Origin of the sequence: Nonomuraea sp. NPDC001831 (assembly GCF_042892035.1) — a bacterium.
Taxonomy (GTDB): Bacteria; Actinomycetota; Actinomycetes; order Streptosporangiales; family Streptosporangiaceae; genus Nonomuraea.
In genome coordinates this window covers 474348-493426 of record NZ_JBIATU010000002.1, presented here as the reverse complement: position 1 = coordinate 493426, position 19079 = coordinate 474348, and the positions used below count along the sequence as shown (strand labels likewise).

The 19079-nt window shown below is 67.0% G+C and carries 21 protein-coding genes; 18 read left to right on the top strand and 3 right to left on the bottom strand.

Annotated elements, in window-relative coordinates; translation table 11 throughout:
* A partial coding sequence (locus ACFYYW_RS07895) for a hypothetical protein (RefSeq protein WP_387646311.1) occupies window positions 1-319 on the top strand: 319 nt, incomplete at its 5' end.
* Window positions 320-1732: 1413 nt separating this feature from the next.
* On the opposite strand, the gene ACFYYW_RS07890 is transcribed toward ACFYYW_RS07895, so the two are convergent.
* A complete protein-coding gene (locus ACFYYW_RS07890; RefSeq protein ID WP_387646308.1) occupies window positions 1733-2365 on the bottom strand; it encodes a 2'-5' RNA ligase family protein in 633 nt (210 codons plus the stop codon).
* Window positions 2362-3618, bottom strand: coding sequence for a multiprotein-bridging factor 1 family protein (locus ACFYYW_RS07885; RefSeq protein ID WP_387646306.1), 1257 nt, complete (start codon window positions 3616-3618; stop codon window positions 2362-2364). The genes ACFYYW_RS07890 and ACFYYW_RS07885 overlap by 4 nt, the downstream gene beginning before the upstream one ends.
* Before the next feature lie 101 nt (window positions 3619-3719).
* Between ACFYYW_RS07885 and ACFYYW_RS07880 the strand changes: the two genes are divergently transcribed.
* From ACFYYW_RS07880 to ACFYYW_RS07855, 6 genes are all read left to right on the top strand, one after another.
* On the top strand, window positions 3720-4118 hold the full coding sequence (locus tag ACFYYW_RS07880; RefSeq protein WP_387646303.1) for a hypothetical protein: 399 nt from the start codon (window positions 3720-3722) through the stop codon (window positions 4116-4118).
* A complete protein-coding gene (locus tag ACFYYW_RS07875; protein WP_387646300.1) occupies window positions 4115-4387 on the top strand; it encodes a hypothetical protein in 273 nt (90 codons plus the stop codon). The genes ACFYYW_RS07880 and ACFYYW_RS07875 overlap by 4 nt, the downstream gene beginning before the upstream one ends.
* 614 nt (window positions 4388-5001) lie before the next feature.
* Window positions 5002-5691: a GntR family transcriptional regulator gene (locus tag ACFYYW_RS07870; RefSeq protein ID WP_387646298.1), complete on the top strand. Its 690-nt coding sequence runs from the start codon at window positions 5002-5004 to the stop codon at window positions 5689-5691.
* Complete coding sequence (locus ACFYYW_RS07865) at window positions 5688-6596, top strand: phosphotransferase family protein (RefSeq protein WP_387646295.1); 909 nt, start codon at window positions 5688-5690, stop codon at window positions 6594-6596. Before ACFYYW_RS07870 ends, ACFYYW_RS07865 begins: the two co-directional genes overlap by 4 nt.
* A gap of 218 nt (window positions 6597-6814) precedes the next feature.
* Window positions 6815-7576, top strand: a complete 762-nt coding sequence (locus tag ACFYYW_RS07860; RefSeq protein WP_387646292.1) for a hypothetical protein — start codon at window positions 6815-6817, stop codon at window positions 7574-7576.
* A gap of 42 nt (window positions 7577-7618) precedes the next feature.
* On the top strand, window positions 7619-8200 hold the full coding sequence (locus ACFYYW_RS07855) for a DinB family protein (protein ID WP_387646289.1): 582 nt from the start codon (window positions 7619-7621) through the stop codon (window positions 8198-8200).
* 45 nt (window positions 8201-8245) lie between these two features.
* On the opposite strand, the gene ACFYYW_RS07850 is transcribed toward ACFYYW_RS07855, so the two are convergent.
* The gene (locus tag ACFYYW_RS07850; RefSeq protein WP_387646286.1) at window positions 8246-9493 is read right to left on the bottom strand and encodes a hypothetical protein; all 1248 of its coding nucleotides are present in this window, start codon (window positions 9491-9493) and stop codon (window positions 8246-8248) included.
* Between the two features lie 450 nt (window positions 9494-9943).
* Here ACFYYW_RS07850 and ACFYYW_RS07845 point away from each other — a divergent pair, with 450 nt between their 5' ends.
* From ACFYYW_RS07845 to ACFYYW_RS07795, 11 genes are all read left to right on the top strand, one after another.
* A complete protein-coding gene (locus ACFYYW_RS07845) occupies window positions 9944-10111 on the top strand; it encodes a hypothetical protein (RefSeq protein ID WP_357966596.1) in 168 nt (55 codons plus the stop codon).
* Between the two features lie 17 nt (window positions 10112-10128).
* A complete protein-coding gene (locus ACFYYW_RS07840) occupies window positions 10129-10458 on the top strand; it encodes a WhiB family transcriptional regulator (protein WP_387646284.1) in 330 nt (109 codons plus the stop codon).
* Window positions 10459-10833, top strand: a complete 375-nt coding sequence (locus ACFYYW_RS07835; RefSeq protein ID WP_387646281.1) for an RRQRL motif-containing zinc-binding protein — start codon at window positions 10459-10461, stop codon at window positions 10831-10833. It abuts the gene before it with no gap.
* A 43-nt stretch (window positions 10834-10876) separates the two neighbouring features.
* Window positions 10877-11857: a DUF2637 domain-containing protein gene (locus tag ACFYYW_RS07830; RefSeq protein ID WP_387646279.1), complete on the top strand. Its 981-nt coding sequence runs from the start codon at window positions 10877-10879 to the stop codon at window positions 11855-11857.
* The gene (locus ACFYYW_RS07825) at window positions 11857-12222 is read left to right on the top strand and encodes a hypothetical protein (protein ID WP_387646276.1); all 366 of its coding nucleotides are present in this window, start codon (window positions 11857-11859) and stop codon (window positions 12220-12222) included. The genes ACFYYW_RS07830 and ACFYYW_RS07825 overlap by 1 nt, the downstream gene beginning before the upstream one ends.
* The gene (locus ACFYYW_RS07820; RefSeq protein WP_387646274.1) at window positions 12219-14474 is read left to right on the top strand and encodes a cell division protein FtsK; all 2256 of its coding nucleotides are present in this window, start codon (window positions 12219-12221) and stop codon (window positions 14472-14474) included. Before ACFYYW_RS07825 ends, ACFYYW_RS07820 begins: the two co-directional genes overlap by 4 nt.
* A gap of 140 nt (window positions 14475-14614) precedes the next feature.
* On the top strand, window positions 14615-14833 hold the full coding sequence (locus ACFYYW_RS07815; RefSeq protein WP_387646271.1) for a hypothetical protein: 219 nt from the start codon (window positions 14615-14617) through the stop codon (window positions 14831-14833).
* A gap of 23 nt (window positions 14834-14856) precedes the next feature.
* On the top strand, window positions 14857-15753 hold the full coding sequence (locus ACFYYW_RS07810) for a bifunctional DNA primase/polymerase (RefSeq protein WP_387646269.1): 897 nt from the start codon (window positions 14857-14859) through the stop codon (window positions 15751-15753).
* Window positions 15750-17327, top strand: coding sequence for a YfjI family protein (locus ACFYYW_RS07805; RefSeq protein ID WP_387646266.1), 1578 nt, complete (start codon window positions 15750-15752; stop codon window positions 17325-17327). The genes ACFYYW_RS07810 and ACFYYW_RS07805 overlap by 4 nt, the downstream gene beginning before the upstream one ends.
* Entirely contained in the window at window positions 17324-17554 is a 231-nt protein-coding gene (locus ACFYYW_RS07800) for a helix-turn-helix transcriptional regulator (RefSeq protein ID WP_387646264.1), read from the top strand. Before ACFYYW_RS07805 ends, ACFYYW_RS07800 begins: the two co-directional genes overlap by 4 nt.
* A 2-nt stretch (window positions 17555-17556) precedes the next feature.
* Entirely contained in the window at window positions 17557-18975 is a 1419-nt protein-coding gene (locus ACFYYW_RS07795; protein WP_387646261.1) for a tyrosine-type recombinase/integrase, read from the top strand.
* The last annotated feature ends 104 nt before the right edge of the window (window positions 18976-19079 follow it).

Sequence of the window (19079 nt, the reverse complement as noted above, 5' to 3'; positions counted from 1 at the left end):
GCAGCGGGTGCAGGTGACACTTCGGCTTTGCGGGCTTTGGCTCAATCGCGTGAGCGGGCTGGGGATGCAGTCGGTGCTGAGCGTCTGGCGCGGGCTGCGGCGGATGCGGGCGACACGTCGGCCTTACGGAAGCTCGTTGAGAACCGGAGCCAGGTCGGCGATTCTGGCGAGGCTGAGCGTCTGGCGCGGGCTGCAGCGGGTGCAGGTGACACTTCGGCTTTGCGGGCTTTGGCTCAATCGCGTGAGCGGGCTGGGGATGCAGTCGGTGCTGAGCGTCTGGCGCGGGCTGCAGCAGACGCAGGAGACACGTCGGCTCTGAGAAGGCTGGCTCAATCGCGAGAGAAGGCCGGAGATGACGAGAGAGCTGAGCATGTAGCCCGGATCGCCGCTGATGCAGGCGACACATCGGTGCTGCGCGATCTTGCCTCGCTCTACGAGCGACGGAGGAATCATGAGAAGGCTGAGCAGCTGTATCGTCTAGCTGCTGCTGCTGGTAGTGCTGCTGCAATGGCGAGTGTCGCGTGGCTACGTGAGCATGCCGGAGACCATGCGACGGCCGAGGGCCTTGCTCGCGCCGCCGCCGATGCAGGGGATACATCCGCCTTGCGAAGGCTAGCTGAGGAGCGGGATCAAGCTGGCGACTTTGAAGCTGCTGAGCGCTTGGCCCGCGCCGCTAGAGCCGCAGGCGACACAGCAGCTCTCCAAAGGCTCGGTCGGCTTCGAGAGAAAGCTGGGAACATTGAGGGAGCTGAGCGGCTATATCGCTTCGCTAGCGCTGCCGGGGACACATTGATGTTGTGCAAGTTGGCTGAAATTCGAGAATTAGCTGGTGATCGCGCAGGTGCTGAACAGCTGGCCCAGGCTGCCGCGCAGGCTGGGCATCTCTACATGCTCCATCGTCTGTGTCGATCGCGTGCAGGGGCCGGGGATTACGAAAGCGCTGAGCGGATAGCCTTTATAGCCGCTGACGCTGGGGACGCTATGGCTCTACGAGAGTATGCCAAGACGCGGGAGCGTACCGGTAACAAATGGTGGCGTTTGTTGCGCTTCGGATTGGAAGCCGATGGAAGCATAGCTGGTCCGTGGTGAGCGGGTAGTAGCCCAAAGATCCATCGATGAGATGTGCACAGTCAGGGTAAGCCACTCCATCTGTCTCGCCTTGATCGCCTACATGCTGCTTGCCGTGCAGGCACCGTGGTTGTGGTTTGCTCCAATACCATCCCTCCGCGCAGGGTCCAAGCGCCCTACTTGCGCTGCCGAGTTAGAGCCCGTGCTGCTGTCCCGACCATCTGGAGCCCCGGACAAGGACATCCCGTAGAGCGCTGAGGGCGCCAGGCACAGAGCGCAGACACGCCGTCACACGCTCGCGGAGAACGGTTGTCTCCTGGGCAAAGTGATCGGAGTGCAGAAGCTCGTTGTCCTCGTCTCCTATCACGGCAGGTGTGGTTCCTGCCAATCAGCGACACGGCATGAATCGCACCACGACGCAGGGCGCACTAACCGCAGAATTCGCGAAAGCCGGTATGAAGGGATTCGCAGCGGGTCTGACTCAGCGCTCCGAGGGCTCATGTGTTGTCTGCTAAACCTGCAGATCTCCGCAGAATTCCGCAGAAAGAGTTGGCGACTGCTCTTCACACGAGAAACTTCCAAGAACCAGCCAGAAGCATAGAACTGATCTAGATCCCGTTAGTGAGGACTGACGAGTGGTTACGGTCACGCACAGGTGACGGCGTCACGAGGTGCCGAGCCGTACTTGCGCCAAGGGACGCCAGTCCCAGACCGTTTCCGGGCCGTCCTGGTTGACGATGTGCATGCTGCGGATGGTGACGTCACGCTCAGAGAGTTGCTTGCCGAGAGCCTCAATGATGGGGGCTGCCGGGCCATCAGCGCTGCTGTAGGCAACGGTAACGTGCGGTATCCACGCTGTATGAGCGAGAGCGCCATCGCGGCCGGTGGCCGTCCGGGTGGCGAATTTGGCTGCTTCCAACAGGGGCCTAAGGCGGTCCGCCGGACGCGCCTCCAGGACTACCGCCTCCGGGTGGTAGAGCACACGCCCCAGCGAGACAGTGATGGGCGCGATCCGGGAGAGTTGAGTCGTGGCCTCCTCAGCCATCACGTTCACCTGATGATCGGTGATCTCGTGTGAGTAGCCGGCGACCAACGTGGTGAGGTGGATGAACTTCTGCGGCACCAGGTCGAGGCCGGGCAGGCCGGCCAGGCGGTCGTGAGCCTCTTGGACGATGGCCTGCGCTTCAGGGTCCTCTCCCAGGAGGACATGCCAGTAGAGCTGGCCCTGACCTGGCGGCAGCATGAGCGCTCGTCGTTTCTCCCAGCGGTTCACCATCCGCGTTGGCAACGGGCTCACGCATCCTCCTCGACAGGGGCGGGCAGAGCCCGAGCGGAGTTGAACGTCTTGATCTGTTCGCGCAGCGTGGTCACCATATCCGAGCCGCGGAACCGAGGAGCGGCCAATCGAGCATCCATCCTCACCAGGTAGTTGGTGATCGTGGACAGCCGATGTTCGGGCGGCAGGGACAGGGCCGGCGTCACCTGTTCGGCGGCGGCGTCCAGGTCCTCCATCATCACGTACGCGATGCCGGCGCCGAAGCGGACTTGTGCCCAGGTGCCGGCCACCCAGGGAGCGTCGTTGGCCCATGCGTCGTCGGCCGCTGCTGCCGCCTGCAGTGCCGCGGCATGGTCACTGGCTTGGAGTGCCACCGACAGGGCGTACAGTGCCCGCCTTGGTGCTGGGCACGACCAGGGCGTCACGCCGGAGTCGCCGGCCACGGAACCAGCCGCCTCGTCCGCTCGGTGAAGGGCTTCTCGGGCTCGGTCGAAGTCGCCGAGCAGGCTTGCGGCGTTCGCTTCCTGGCTGGCCAGGAGCACCCGCAGCGGAGTGGGTGGGCTGCATTCGTAGCCGCGTCTGGCCGCGTCGGCAGAGACCGCGTACCGGCATCGCCACCGCTCGGTCTTGGCCTGGGCGCTCAATGCCGCCGCCTCGCTCGCGCCGGCCTCTTGGGCGGACAGGAGGGCGGCTCTACCGTGGACGATGGCTGATTCGTCGTCGTACAGGTCGCCCAGCAGGATGCAGGCGTGGGCGAGGAGTTCGGCGTCGATCCGGTACAGCTCACGCGTCTGATTAAGCCGCTGCTTGCCACCCCGCAGGAGCGCCAGCACTCGCCGGTGCAGGCGGAGCACATCGGCGAGCAGTGGCGCGGGGGCGGTCTGGGTGTGGCGCTGCGTCAGGTGGTAACGGGTCTCGTCAATCATGGCGATGGTGCTGTTGCCGACGTTGGTCTGCTCGATCCAGGCTGTGTGCTCGATCAGGTCGCCGCTCGTCGGCAGCGTCCCTACCAGTTCGCCGTCCTGGTCGAAGAGAACGGCTTCGTCCATGCCGAACACGCGGCAGTACAGCAAGGGGTAGGGGTCCTTCGGACGGCTGTTGCCCGCCTCGTGATCTTTGATTCTGCGGACGACCGAGTCGAACTCGGGCAAGGCGATCTCCTCGCCCGCCGCCTGGAACAGGTGCCTGGCCAGTTGCTTCTGTGACCAGCCGCGCTGACGTCGCTCATCACGAATGCGTTCGGCCCACCGGGGAGTTCTGGGCTGTTCCAGCATGCCGTCGCACCTCACCACCGAGTTGGGGGACACGGTCGCCGCCCCCAGTGTCCCCCAATCACATCTGTCTACGCGTCGTTACTCAGCGTTGTGATGGATTCGTGTACTGGGACACGAATCACCTAGACGCCGACACCAAAGCCGGGCTGGACGAGCTGCTGAGGGCCACGGCTCAGAGCGTTCGCCAAGCCTCCGCACTGGCGGCGCTCATACAGGACTTGCGGGATCGCCAGCTCTCCGTTCTGCGCGGCACCTATCCGGCGTGGGACATCTCCCTGGAGCTCGACTCCACGGAGAGGCTGTGGTGGATCGCCGTGCCGACCCGGTCTCTGACCGTCGAGCTGGTGGCGGAGGGGGTCATGCGCATCGTCCGGTGCGAGGACGCGATCGCACTCGCGGCGGCCTTGGCCTGGCAGTCGACTCTGATCGGCAACGTCGAGAACGCTGCAGGACCTCCGCACATCCATCCGGCTCACCAACTGCAGGGGCGGCCGGCATGACGTCGACGCTTGAACAGGCATGTGAGCTTGATCTGCGCGGTGCGTTCAGGCGCTTCTACGTCTGGTGCGACGCCACAGGTCAATGGCATGCCAGGCCGCTGCCCAAGCTGACGGCCGGCGAAGTCGCCTACGGCGTCCTGCGGGAGCTGGTCGCCGACTCGCCCCTGCAGCTCGCCTACAAGTGCACCTGGCAGCGGAGCCGTCGCAAGGTCTACCGGTACGTGAGGCAGTACGGCGCAGGGGAACCGGAGCATGACCCAGCCTCCTGACGAGCCCGTACCTAAGTGGGAGCCGTACCTGCGTCCTCCGAGGGACCGCATCCGGATCACAGAGACCTCATGTTGCGGCGCTCTTGAGTGGGCCTGCCAGGGCGGACAGTTTCTGATCCTCCGGCGCACCTCTACAGGCCAGTACGAGGAGACGGCCAGAGGGCTGTACCGGCATGCACGGTCCGTCTGGGAGGCACTGCTTGTCCTTCACCAGGACGAGCACAAGCGGAAGGCTCGGGCTCGGATGGCTGCCCATCCCAAGCAGCGTGGCCGGGCACTTCCGGGAAAGGCCACGTGAACCGTCACCAGAGCAACTCTCTTGGAACACAGGAGCTGATCCAAACTGCGGTGTTCCGCGGCAAAGTGCGAGCCGCTGTGGCCGCGATGGCCAGCGAGGGGTCATGGGCTTGGACTCTCGGATAGAGGGTTCTGCGGATTGCGCGGCAAGCCCGACAAGATCGACGCCTGCCCAGCAGCGTGAAAGAGCTGGTTCTGTACGGCGTCCCCTCCCCGCGCATAGGGAAAGACCAAGAGGGACATGGTCCGCGAAGCTTCGCCAGTGGTCATGTCCCCCGCCCTACCCTAGAGACACTGTGCCTCGGCGAGGGAGCGCGATGAGCAAGGCGAAGGACGCCCGTATCTACGTCCGGATTGCAGACGACATCCGCAATCGCATCCTCCAAGGTGATCTGCCGGCCGGTGCCATGCTGCCCTCCGAATCCACCCTCGCCAGCACGTACGGCGTGGCGAGAGGGACCGTACGTCAGGCGGTCGCCGAGCTGGAACGCTCGGGGCTGGTGGCCAGCGAGGCCGGCCGTGGCCGGCGCGTGAAGAGCGAGGACCCCACAGCCCCGCGGGCGGCAACGACACAGTACGAGTCGATCGCCGAGACGCTGCGAGGGCGCATTGAGAACGGCGAGCTGGTGCCTGGCCAGCAGTTGCCCGGAGAGGCCGCAACAGCGGAGGAGTTCGGGGTGTCGAAGGGCACGGCCCGCCAGGCGCTGCAACTCCTGGCCGGCGAACGGCTCATCACAGCCGTCCACGGCAAGGGCTGGTTCGTCGGCGGCCCCGAGCACGCGCGAACCCGAGCCGACGCGGTCGCCGCCGAGTTCCGGCAGGACATCTCCACAGGCAAGCTCGCTGTGGGGTCCGTCCTGCCCGGAGAGAACGCACTCGCCCAAGAGCGCGGCGTCGGCCGCATCACCATCAGGCGCGCCTTCGCGCTGCTGGAAGCGGAAGGAGTCATCGAGAAAAGGCCCGGCATGGGCCGCGTCGTCAAATCACGAGCCGAAGGTGACACGTGACCGTATCTCAGACGCCCTCGATCCCCTTCACCACCACCGAAGCCCTGGCGACCTTGCACGAGACCTGTGAGACCACAGGACTGGCCAGCCAGGACGCCCGCCTGATCCGCCTCGGCGAGAACGCTCTGTTCGCACTCCCCGCCGAGCAGGTGGTCGTGAGGATCGCGCGCAGCGTCGAGGTGCTGGACGACGTACACAAGGAAGTAGCCGTCTCGGCCTGGCTGAACGACTCCGGGATACCGGCGGCGAGAACGACGGCGCACGACCAACCGCTCATTGTCAGAGGTCACCCGGTCACGCTCTGGCACCTCATCCCCGACAGCGGCTCGTCCGCGACTCTCGACGACCTGGCCAGTGTCCTGCGCGAACTCCACGGCCTGGCCGTCCCCGCCGACCTGGAGCTGCCGGCGATGGACATCCTCAGCCGCGTCTCCGAACGCATCAACGCGGCGTCCGTCCTCACCGACGAAGATCGAGACTTCCTGCTGACGCGCCGACGCGAGCTGCAAAGCGCGTACGACGAACTGGCTTTCCCTCTCACGCCGTGCGCGGTTCATGGTGACGCGCACAACGAGAATCTCATCCGAACCGTCGACGGAAGAGTCCTGCTCATCGACTTCGAGCGATTCGCGTTCGGCCCACCGGAGACGGACCTCGCTGTCACGGCCATCGAGCACACCGTCGGCTGGGGAACGCGCACCGAATATGACCGGTTCGCGGAGCGGTACGGATTCGATGTTCTGGCCTGGGAAGGCTACCCCGTGCTCAGAGACATCAATGAGCTGAAAATGACGACCTGGCTCATGCAGAACGTCGACGAAGACGCGGCCATAGCCCGAGAGTTCCGCAATCGCATGATCTCGCTACGGAATCCCGACGCACCTCGCCGCTGGCGTGCTTTCTAAGGTCGATGTCCTGGGGCCGGGAGATGACCGCCCTCCAGGAGCGCAGTACGGGTGCCACCTGCTCGAAAATTAAGGTCGGTGTCTGCGGCTCACGTGCCGTATCCGACATGTTGTGACGGCTGTCAGTCGCAGGGACGGAATACCCCTCTCCAACAGCCACAGCTCTCGTCGCTCAAGATCACCGATAGGGTGCGCCAGAAGCAAAAGGAGCCCCTGACGTGTCACCCTCAGCGCCGTTAGCCTGGCTGGCGGCCCTCGCCGCTGCGGCCTACCCCACCTGGGACACCTGGAAGACCAGGTTCGACTGGTCCTCCCTGTTCACGGCCGCCGACGTGCCCGAGCAGTACCTCGCGCAGTTGCACTACGAAGGCTTCACCGAGGGCGTAGTGAGCTGCGTACGTCCGTACGACTCGATCGACCACTCGCCGTTCCTACCGCTGCGCGACGACCTCGCCACCCTCACCGAACTCGCGACGACCTGGGCCTTGCCCCTGCTGGCCGTGCTGGTCGCCCTGATGCGGCGGCGTTCGGCGACGGCAGGGCCGCGTGCCGCCTGGATGCTGGCGCTGATCGCGCTCGCCCGGCCGCTCTCAGCCGACTACCAGGGGAATAGCATCTGCTCGGGCTCACTGCCCATGTTCACCCAGGACTGGTTCGAGGCTCTGTCCGGCGGCTGGGGACTCTGGGAGTTGTGCCTGCTGGCGGCTGCCCTGCTGGTGCTGCTCGCATCGCACTCCCCGGCGCCGCCGATCTCTGGACGGCGCACGCTGACGACCGTCATGGACGCCCTGGTGGTGTACGGGCTGGTGGGCCTCGCCCCTCTCCTCACCGGGGACGAATCCCTGCGCGCCGGCCTGCTGTACCAACTCCAGTTGGACGGCCTCCGCGATGCCCCTGCTCGGCTGCTGATGCTCGTGCTGCCGCTCGGCTACCTCCTGTGGAGATACGGCCGGCCACCTCGCCACGGGTACGACAGCTAATGCGGTGACCATGAACGTTCACCGGGTGGACAACGCACCGGCTTGACCGCGCTCACGTTGATCCACGCGATTGCCGATCTCGTTGTTGTATGGTCTGACGTCGGCAAATATCGCGGGGAGGGCAAGGCCGTGGAGCGCGAAACACTGGTCGGTTACCTGGACTCGCAGCGCAAGCACGTCCTGGGCATCCTGGACGGCCTTGGCGAGGAGCAACTACGCCAGGTGGTGCTGCCGTCCGGTTGGTCACCCCGCGACCTGGTGCACCATTTGACCTGGTCCGAGGCGCTTTGGTTTCGCGGCGCGATGACCGCCGATCGCCAGGTCATCGACACGCTCGTGGTCGGCGAGTTCGGTTGGAAGGTCCCCGAGGAGTTCTCCGGTGCGGACGTGCTCGCGCGGTATCGACGGACGATCGAGCAGTCGAACATGGTCATCGGGGCGACGGCGATCGATGCCGTGCCGGCCTGGTGGCCGACGAAGATGTTCGGTTCGGGTTCATGGCGGCTGGGGTCTTTGCGCGAAGTGCTGATGCACGTGATCGTCGACACTGCGACGCACGCCGGACAGCTCGACGCGGTCCGGGAGCTGATCGACGGACGGCAGTGGCTGGTCAACGACGACTGACCGGCCGCAGGTCACTGAACCCGTTGAACGTTAGCGGTCACCGCACTAATCGCTCTCCGACGAATACTTCCGGGCGACGACGGCGTTGAACTCCGCCACCAAACCATCGTCCGCGTACGCCTTCAGGTCTGCTTGCAGGTCTCGGATGTACCGGAGATAGCGCTCCGACTTGAGCGGCCCGGCGAGGTCGATGGCCTCCAACGCGACGGCCGCGGCCTGCGACGGGTCGCCCATGTGCACGTAGCTCGCCGCCTGGACCAGCCGGTCGAAGGCCAGGGTCCGCACGTACATCGGATCGCAGAGCCCGACCGCCTGGCCGACGAACTCCATCGCCCGGGACGGCTTGCGAAGGTCGCGGTAACAATGCGCGCCCTCGCTGGCCAGTTCGGCGGCGTCGAAGTACCCGACCCACGAGGGGTCATCGTCCACATTGCGCTTGGCGAACCATTTTTCCGCCTCAAGCAGGGCTCGCGCACAGGCGGCCTCATCGCCATTCCCTGCGTGCGCGCGAGCCTCCATGGCGAAGAACAAGGCCATGGGCGTCGCAGTGGATGCGTTACGGCAACCCTCCTGCGCCGCACGCGCGAGTTGAATGGCCTGGTCGTATCGGCCCAGATAATTGGCCTGATGGCTCATGTCGGCCAGGATCAGGCCACCCAGCATGCGATCTCCGGACACCTGGGCGAGACGCAGTCCTTGCAGGAAATAGCGCTGCGCGAGCCCGTGCCGGCCGAGGTCGTACGCCGTCCACGCGACCAACTCTGTGATTTCGGCCGCCGCCGCGTACAACGCCCGCCCTACCGACTCCTCGAATTTACCGTCGAGCATGGGAACGACTTCTCGGTGGTAATACTGGACGAGCGCGGAACGTGCATGTCCGCCCCCGAATTGAAAACCCATGCTCGCGAACAGCTCTGTGGTGGCGCGAATGGTCTGCACGTCCCACGGGCCGACAGACGGCCGCGCGTGCTCCCGTACCAGCACCGGCTCCGGCCGCGACAGCAGCCACGCGATGAGGGACTCGTTCCAGGCGTCTGGGACGACCACCGCCTGAAGCGCCACCGGATCGTCGGCGAGGTCGCGCCGCGTCAGGCTCAGCAGCCGACTCCCCACGTCGGAGATGCCGCCGCCATGAGCCAGCGTGCGTTCCAGCGTCTCCGGAGTCACGACGCTGGCGAACCCGATGTCGTCCAACGTGAAGGCGACCCCGGCCTTCCTGCTGAGTGCTTCCGCGATGAAGCGCGCGGTGGCAGGCCGCGGCTTCACCCCGTCGAGCCAGCGTTTGACGTCCACGTGCGTACAGCTCAGGGTTACGCCTTCTTCTTGCGCAATCTGTCGCACTCGTGAAGCAAGTCCCGAATTAGAACAGTCGGCACGCCGCATCGCATCAGCAAGCCCCACATTGGGCATTCGAGACATCTTCACCTCCACATGTGCACGCCTCGGCAATCATGGCGTGAACACGGCCTTAAACGCCCGCTTTCCCGAGAAATACCGGCCCGCGTTTCTCCTGCTCAGGGCTTGAATCACCCCCAAAAAGCACCCCCTGTGCATTCAGTCCCGATCATGAGCACAGTGTTGGGGCGGCGCCCGGCGAGGAAGGCTTGAGTCAGCAAGAGCGGGCGAGCCAAGCACCGCGGGACTCCAACACAACCAGTCCCTCACACTTGACTCTCCGTAGCTGTACATGTTCTATGTCTCTTAGGACCCGCTCTACAGGTCCTCGAACCGAGAGGTCTCGTCATGCTCATCCGTCCGCGCAAAGTGCTCCCGACCGTCCTGACGATCTGCGCCGCGCTCTACGCCCTGAAGGACCCGGAGGGCGCGGCGACCATCGTCAAGGCCGCCGCCCACCTGGTCATGAGCGCTTCGGAGTCCTTCGCCAGGTTCGTCCACACCGTCAACAAGTGATCGCAGAAAGAGACGCCGTGACTCACAACTCGAACCGCCCCATCCACCCGGCCCGCATGTCGCTCGCCGAGATCGAAGCCACCTGGCAGACCGACGACGGGACGCCGCTCCCCGAGTGCACGTACGACCCCGAGCTGCACACCGGACCGCGGCTCACGATCGAGAGCACCGAGGAGCGCACCGCCCGCGAGGCCGTCGCCCGCGAGGTCTGCGCCACCTGCCCCGCCCTGTCCCTGTGCGAGCAGTACGCGAGGCGCACCCGCCCGACCTCGGGCATCTGGGCCGGCCTGCCGGCCGCCGCCCTGACCACCTACACCACCGACCTGGCAGACATGGAGGTGGCCTGAATGGCCAGCCGCATCCGCACCCGCTTCTGGGACCCGTCCGGCGCCCGGTACGGCATCCCCACCTACCCACGGCACCTCGTCCCGCCGCACCTGCTCACACTCCACCAGCTCGCCGCCCAGGGACTACGCCCCGGCCCTCAAGGCGCGCAGGCCCAGGCCCTGTGGCCCGGCCGGCGTCCCGGCCCGCCTCGCGTTCGGGCCGTTCCTCTGTACGACGTGCGGTTCGCCGTGCCGAAGCGCACCCCGAGCCCGCGCCGACGTACCGACATCTTCAAGGCCGGCCGGACGTGCCCCGAGTGCCTGATCGACGTCGGTTACGTGCTACCGCGCCACCTCGGCGTGTGCCTCAACTGCGCCGAGGAGGCAGCCGCGTGAGCCGCGAACGCCGCCCACGAACCACCGGAAGGAAGGACACGCGATGACCGCCTACGAGGCCATGCCTCGCCCGTTGACCGAGGGCGAACGTACCGCCATCTCCACCACCGCAGCCGTCACCAGCGCCCTCGGGCTCCTGGGCTTCGTCAACAGCTTCGAGCGCGTCGCCACGGCGGCCGAGCCCTCGTTCGGGTGGTTCGCCTGGACCGTTCCATTCGGCATCGACCTGGGGATCGCAGCGTTCTCGGCGCTCGACATCGTCCTTGCCCGCCTCGGCATGCGCCTGGGCTGGCTCCGCTTCATCCCATGGGCCCTGACCGCCGCGACGGTCTACCTCAACGTCGCCGCCTACCTCACCACGCCAGGACCGACGGACTGGTTCGCCGTCGTCGCGCACGCCCTGCTGCCACTCCTGTGGGTCATCGCCATCGAGGTCGGCGCCCACGTCGTCCGGAAGCACGCCGAGCTGGCCAGGCCGGACCACATGGACGGCATCCGCCGCTCACGCTGGCTGCTCGCCCCGCTGGCAACGGTCTCCCTCTGGCGCCGCATGGTGCTCTGGGAGATCCGCAGCTACCCGGAGGCCCTGGGCAGGGAGCGCGAACGCATCCTGGCCCGCACGGAGCTTCAGGACCGGTACGGCCTGCTGTGGCGATGGAAGGCAACCCGGCGCGAGCGAGCCCTGTACCGCCTTGGCGAACTCACGCCCAGGCACATGCAACTGCCGGTCGCGACACTCCCGGAACTGGAGGCTCCCAGCACCGCTCTACCGCCGGCTGCTCCAAGGCGACATGGCCGTGGACCCAAGCGGCCCCAGAACACGACACCACCGAACGTAGGAGACCTCTTGCCACTGGGACGGCACATCGCCGCCGACCTGATCTCACAGGGCGAGCCCCTCACCCGTGACCGCCTCCGCGACGCCATCCGCAACCGCGGCCAAAGCATCTCGACTGACCGCGCCGGCGCGCTCCTGGCCCAGCTCAAGGCGGAAGGTCCCGTGCCCAAGGGTGAGGCCGCCTGATGAGCCTGACCGTCACCAACACCCGGATCAGCTCCGACCGGTGCCCGAACGTTGCCCAACTCGGCGCGGGCGGATGGACCGTCACCGGCTACCCCGGACGCCTCTTCGAGCGCGACGAAGCCACCACCGCCATGCTCCTGGCCGAACTGCTCGCCCTGACCCTGCCAACCGCAGTCGACATCGCTCAAGCGGTCGGACCGCAGTCGCCGACCGCTGACCACAGACCCACCGACCGCCCGGACGAACCGCGGTCCGACCGCACATCGTCCCTGACCGTCACGTGGGACGCGGCCTCATCCGCCAAGACAACGACCGCGCCCCAGGACCCCACCACCCATCAGGCAGCAGAGGTGCCTTCATCATGACTCACCGACCGGACGACCCCAACCACCACCCGAACGAGGACGACACTCCAGACCGGTCCGACGAACCGACCCCGGACCGCCAGGACGGCAAGGGCGCGGACATCGTCGACCTCGACGCCGCCCGGTCCGGACGCCACTCCGACCGCCCCCAATCGGACCCGCAGAAGCCGGCGCAGAACGACGCGGACGGACCGGTCCTTGACGGCGAAATCGTCCGAGTGGACCAGCCCGGTCCGACCCGGACGGACTGGCGGGCGAGCCTGGAACGGAAGGCGACCACCCGACAGCCGATCATCCCGCTGTGGCTGCGCTCCCGCTCCGAGGCCGTCGAGACCATCCGCTGGACGAGCCTCCACTACCTGCACGTCGCCTGCTATCAGACCCTCCGCACCCCGCTCTACGCCGGACGGCTGACCGCCCGCGCCCCGCGCGGCTTCGTCCGCCTGGTGAACGGCATGGCGCGGTGGACGTTCGACCTGGAGGGCGAGCCCGCACGCGTGGCGGCCGTCCGCAAATCCGACTACGAGGGGTACCTGAAGCTGAGCAGGCAACGAGACTCACGTGTGCGGCTACGGGTCTGGATCACCGGGACGATCCTGATCGCGCTGCTGGTCCTGGCCATCGTCGCGGCCAACAAGCCGACCGCCGTCCACTGGGGAGCGCTCGCCGTGGCCATGGCCCTGCTGGGCCTCCTCGGCAAGCCCGCCGACCGGCCGCTCATCAACCGAGCCGTCATGGCGTCCGAGGTGGAGAAGCTGACCAGTGACATCGTGGTCCGCGCGCTGAGCGTGCTCGGCATCGCCGGCATCACGCAGGCCCTGTCCAAGAACCCCAAGGACGCCATCCGTTTCGTCGCCCCGATCACCCGCGACGGCCCCGGCTGGCGCGCCGACATCGACCTGCCGTACGGCGTGACCGTGGCCGATGTGCTGGACAGGCGGAAGCAGCTATCCGGCGCGCTGCGCCGCCCGCTCGGCTGCATCTGGCCAGAGGGCGACCCGTCCGTCCACGAGGGACGGCTGATCCTGTGGGTGGGCGACAAGGACCTGTCCAAGACCGTCGTGCGGTCCCCGCTCAAGCGGGCCGGCTCGCACGACGTGTTCAAGGGCGTCCCGTTCGGCAACGATCCGCGCGGACGCCTGGTCACCGTGCCGCTCATCCAGCACAACGTGCTGATCGGCTCCCAGCCCGGCCAGGGCAAGACCTCGTCCATCCGCGAGCTAGCCGCCGGAATCGTGCTCGATCCCACGGTCGAGGCGTGGTTCCACGAGCTCAAGGGCACCGGCGACCTGGACCCGTACGACAAGGTCTGCCACCGCTACGTCTCCGGCATCGAGGACGAGGCCATCGCCTACGCCGCCGACTCCCTGACCCTGCTGCGCAAGGAGGTCATGCGCCGCTCGGCCGCGCTCAAGGCCCTGCCCGCGGACCTGTGCCCGGACAAGCGCGTCACCCGGCAGATCGCCGACAAGCGCTCACTGGGCCTGCATCCACTGGTCTGCATTATCGACGAGTGCCAGAACCTGTTCGCCCACCCCGAGTACGGCGACAGGGCAGGCGATGACGCGGAGTTCATCATCAAGCTCGGCCGCGCCCTGGGCGTCGTCCTGATCCTGGCCACCCAGCGCCCGGACCGCGACAGCCTGCCCACCGGCATCTCCGCGAACGTCTCTATCCGCTTCTGCCTGCGGGTCGCCGGCCAGCTTGAGAACGACATGATCCTCGGCACCTCGGCGTACAAGAACGGCATCCGCGCCACCGTCTTCGTCCCGGAGAAGGATGCCGGCACCGGCTACCTGGTCGGCGCGACGCCGATGCCCAAGGTCGTCAAGGCCGCCTACCTCAACACCCCGGAAACCCAGCTCATCGCCGACCGCGCCTACGCGCTGCGCAAGACGGCAGGCACGCTCACCGGCCACGCCCTCGGCGAGTCGCCCGAGCAGACCGCACCGACCTTCGACCTGCTGGCCGACATCCTGGCCGTCGTCCCGCCGTCCGAGGCCAAGGTCTGGAACGAGGTCGTCGTGGATCGCCTGGCCGGACTCCGGCCGGACATCTACGGCGCATGGGCGGCCCTGGAAGGCGGGGCGAAGACCGCCCAGCTCACCACCGCGCTCAAGCCGTACGGCGTCCGCACCATGCAGGTATGGGGCACCCCGGAAGGTGGCGGCAAGGGCGCCAATCGCATCGGCATCGCCCGCGACGACCTCACCACGGCCATCACCCTGCGTGACAAGGGCAAGGCGTCGTAGCTCACCGGATCGCCTCTAGACCTAGAGGCATGCCCCTCTAGGTCTAGAGGCTCCCCTAGAGCTCGAAATCCCGTTCTATCTGGGCCCTAGCGCCTAGAGCCTGACCTGTGGAAACCCTGAAATCGGCCCCGGAGGCCCTCATGGCCAGCGTCATCGCGCTTCTAGCAGCGTGCCTACCGTTCGTCACTCTCAGCTACATCACCGTGTGCCTGGCGTCGCCCTGGGGCCGCTGCACCCGATGCCGTCCCGGCGGCAAGAACCGCACCTGCCGCGCCTGCGAGGGCACCGGCAAGCGTCCCCGCCTCGGCTGGCAGCTCTACTTCTACGCCCGCCGCCTCCACCGCGACGGCACCCACTGATGCCGCCCTCTGAGGAGATCCACATGCACGACCTCACCCGCTACGCCCTGGCCGCCGCCGCCCGCGGCTGGCACGTCTTCCCACTCACCCCGTACGACAAGCGCCCGCTACCCGGCTTCACCGCCTGGGAGCAGCACGCCACCACCGACACCGCCCTCATCCGCCACATGTGGGCCCGCGCCCCGTTCAACATCGGCATCGCCTGCGGCCCATCGGGCCTGGTGGTGCTCGACCTGGACGTACCCAAGCCCGACGAGCACCCGCCGCCCGACTGGGCGCGGCCCGGCATCAACGATGGCGCGGACGTACTGGCCTCGCTCTGCGAGCAGGCCGGCCAACCGCTGCCACTGGAGACCTTCATGGTGCGCACCCGACGCGGCGGCACCCACCTCTACTTCACCGCCCCGACCGACACCGGCCTCCGGAATACCGCCGGCAGGCTCGGCTGGAAGATCGACACCCGCGCTCACGGCGGCTACGTCGTCGCCCCCGGCAGCCACGTCACCCAGCGGGACGGTAGCGGCTCCTACGACGTCCTGCACGACCCGACTCCGGCCACGCTTCCAGCCTGGCTGACCGAGCGTCTCGGTTCTCCCCCGCCGCCCACGTCCAGCATGTCTGCGGGGGCAGTGCTGGCCGCCTGCGGCGGAGACCGGGCAGCCGGGTATGCCCTGGCGGCACTGCGCGGCGAGATCGAGCGAGTCTTGGACGCCGTCCCCGGCACCCGCAACGACACCCTCAACCTCGCCGCGTTCGCCCTGGGCCAGCTCATCGCGTCCAGCCTGCTCCCGCGCAACCTCGCCGAAGCATGCCTGCACAACGCAGCCGAAGCCATCGGGCTCGACTTCCGCGAGGCGTTCAACACCATCCGCTCCGGGCTCGACAGCGGCCTACGCCGACCAAGGAGGGCAGCCGCTTGACCACCAACGGACGCCCCACCGCCGAGATCATCCTGAGCAACCTCGGTGCCGCGAAGCAGCTCACCGAACTGCACAATGCACCCGCGGCTTGGGAGCCGCCCGCGCCACTCGGCCAGCGCGGTGACCTCCCGCCCTTCCCAGTACACGCCCTTCCCGGCTGGGTCGCCGACCACGTCAGCGCCGTAGCAGAGGAGACACAGACACCGCTGGACCTGGCAGGCTGCGTCGCCCTGGCCGCACTGTCCACCGCGGCCGGCGGACGGGCAGTGGTCAACGTCCGCGGCTCGTGGGTCGAGCCGGTGAACCTGTTCGTCCTGGTCGCCATGCCACCCGGGTCACGCAAGTCCGCCGTGTTCCGCGCCATGACCAGCCCGCTCATCCACGCCGAACGTGCCCTGATCAGCCGCATCGGCCCGCAGATCACCGAGGCCGAAGTCGCCCGCCGCCTGGCCGAAGACCTCGCCGAGAAAGCCGCCCGTGCGGCCAGCTCGGCGCGCGGCGAATCCGCTGCCGAGGCGATCGCCGAGGCCCAGAGCGCAGCCCTGGCCGTGGAAGAGATCAAGGTCCCGGTCAAACCACGCCTGATGGCCGACGACGTCACGCCCGAGTCCGCCTCCACCATCCTCGTGGAGCAGGGAGGCCGTCTCGCCGTCCTGTCCGCCGAGGGCGGCATCTTCGCCACCCTCGCCGGCCGCTACTCCGGCACCCCAAACCTGGACCTGTTCCTCAAGGGCCACGCCGGGGACCCACTCATCATCGACCGCCGAGGCCGCAGCGAGCGCGTCGACCAAGCCGTCCTGACCATGGGTCTCGCCGTCCAGCCCGAGATCGTCTCCGACATCGCCACCATGCCCGGCTTCCGCGGGAAGGGCCTGCTCGGCCGCATCCTCTACAGCCTCCCGAAATCCAACGTCGGCTACCGCAACGTCGACGCACCCGCCGTCCCGGAGCACATCGCCACCCGCTACGACGCCAACCTGCAACGCCTGACCATCGACATGCACGACTGGCACGATCCCGCCCAGCTCGTCCTGTCACCCGAAGCCGCCGAGATCTTTACCGAGCATCGACGAAGCACAGAGCGCCGCCTGCGTCCGGACTCCGGCGACCTCGGCCACATCACCGATTGGGCAGGCAAGTTCGACGGCGCTGTCATGCGCATCGCTGGCCTCATCCACCTGGCCGGCCGCGTCGAAGACGGCTGGCGCCACCCGATCACTGCCGACACGGTCAACGCCGCCATCACCATCGGCCAGTACTTCATCGCCCACGCCCTGGCCACCTTCGACGCCATGGGCGCCGACCCCGACCTCGAAGCCGCCCGCGTCGTGCACGCCTGGCTGCAGCGCACCAACCCGCAGCGCTTCACCGTCCGCGAAGCCTTCACCGCTCTACCGCGCAACCGCTTCCGCAAGGTCACCGAGCTAGAACCCGCCCTCGACTTGCTGGAGCAACTCGGCTATATCCGCCGCGAACCCGATCCACCCCGCACCGGCCCCGGCCGTCGCCCTTCGCCCGCCTACGTCGTCTACCCCTGCCTGTACGACCCGAGCCACACAGGGATGCGCCCTTGAAGCCCACCGCCATCAGCATCGCCCACGCCAGCAACCGCACCGGCATCTGGATGACCGTCCCCGAACTGCTCGCCGAACTCGACGTCAAGCGTCGTACCTGGCAGCGATGGCGCGCCCTCGGCGTGGCACCGCGCTGCCACCGGCTACCCAACGGCGAACTGCGCATCAAGCGCCGTGACTTCGAATCCTGGCTCGACTCACTGGCCGAAACCCGGAGGGCAAGCTGACCATGAAGAGCTACAGCGTTCGCATCTGGAAGATCTCCACCAAGAAGACCGGTGGCCGCCCTCACATGGTGCGGTGGGTCGTCGAAGGCAAGGTGTTCACCGAGCTCTTCGCCACGTGGGAACTCGCCGACAGCTTCCGCGCCGACCTCAAGAGGGCTGCCCAGAACGGCGAGGCGTTCGACACAGAGTCCGGCATGCCGGACTCCAAAGCACGCGCCCAGAACGCGATGACCTGGTACGCCCACGCCTGCGACTACGTGGACACCCGGTGGCCCAAGGTGTCCGGCAGACAGCGCATCTCGATCGCGGAAACGCTCGCGGCGGTGACACCGCTCCTGGTCCGCGATCGTCGCGGCGCACCCGACGCGCGCGTTCTGCGCTCAGCGCTCTACCAGTGGGCATTCAACAAGCAACACCGCGACTCCGACAAGCCGCAGGACATCGCCGAGGCGCTCCAATGGATAGCTAAGGCGTCCGCCCCAGTTACCGAACTCGCCGACTACGACCGCATCACCAGCGCGTTGGACGGGTGCGCCCGTAAGCTCGACGGCACACCCGCCTCCGCCGGCTACTACAGTCGCCGCCGACGCGTGCTCTTCAACGTGCTGCGATACGCGGTCTTCAAGAAGCGTCTAGTCAAGAACCCGCTCACCGAAGAACTCGATTGGAAGGCCCCAGAGGCCGAGGTATGCGAGGAGATCGACCCTGCAGTTGTGGCCTCACCCGAGCAGGTCCATGAACTGCTGACCGCCGTCAGCTATGCGGGATGGCGGCGCGGAGATCGGCTGGTGGCGTTCTTCGCTTGCATTTACTACGCGATGATGCGCCCCAGCGAGGTAGCAGCTCTACGCCTGGAAGACTGCATGCTTCCCGAGAGGGGGTGGGGAAAGCTCATGCTCAGCGGCTCAGCACCGACTGTGGGAAGCAAGTGGACGGACAACGGCCAGGCCCACGAGCAGCGCGGCCTCAAAGGTCGCCCACGGAAAGCCAAGAGAATCATCCCCATCCCGCCGCAGTTGGTGACCATCCTCCGAGGCCACATCCGACGTCACGGCGTGGCCCCGGACGGCCGGCTTTTTCGCACCGAGCGCGGAGGCATCCTCTATAAGTCCGGCTACGTACGGACCTGGAAGACAGCCCGTGCGCTGGCCCTTCCACCCGCCTTGGCCGCATCTCAGCTTGCCAAGCGGCCCTACGATCTACGTCATGCTGGCGTGTCATTGCGCCTGAACGCAGGTGTTCCTGCTACGCAGATAGCCCAATGGGCGGGTCACAGCGTGGAGGTTCTGCTGAAGATCTACGCCAAATGTACCCACGGTCAAGATGAAATCTGGCTCACCGTTTTGGACGGTGCGTTCGGTGATATCATTGATATTCGCGAAGACCAAGGCGGCTCGCGAAAAGACGAAAAGCCTGGCTAGCGGATTTGCGTAGAGTTGCCTAGGGCCAGCATGACGCTGGCCCTAACACTGCGCGAGGGACTGTTGAGATTGCGATGTCGAGCTTCGTAGGGGCTGGTACTGCA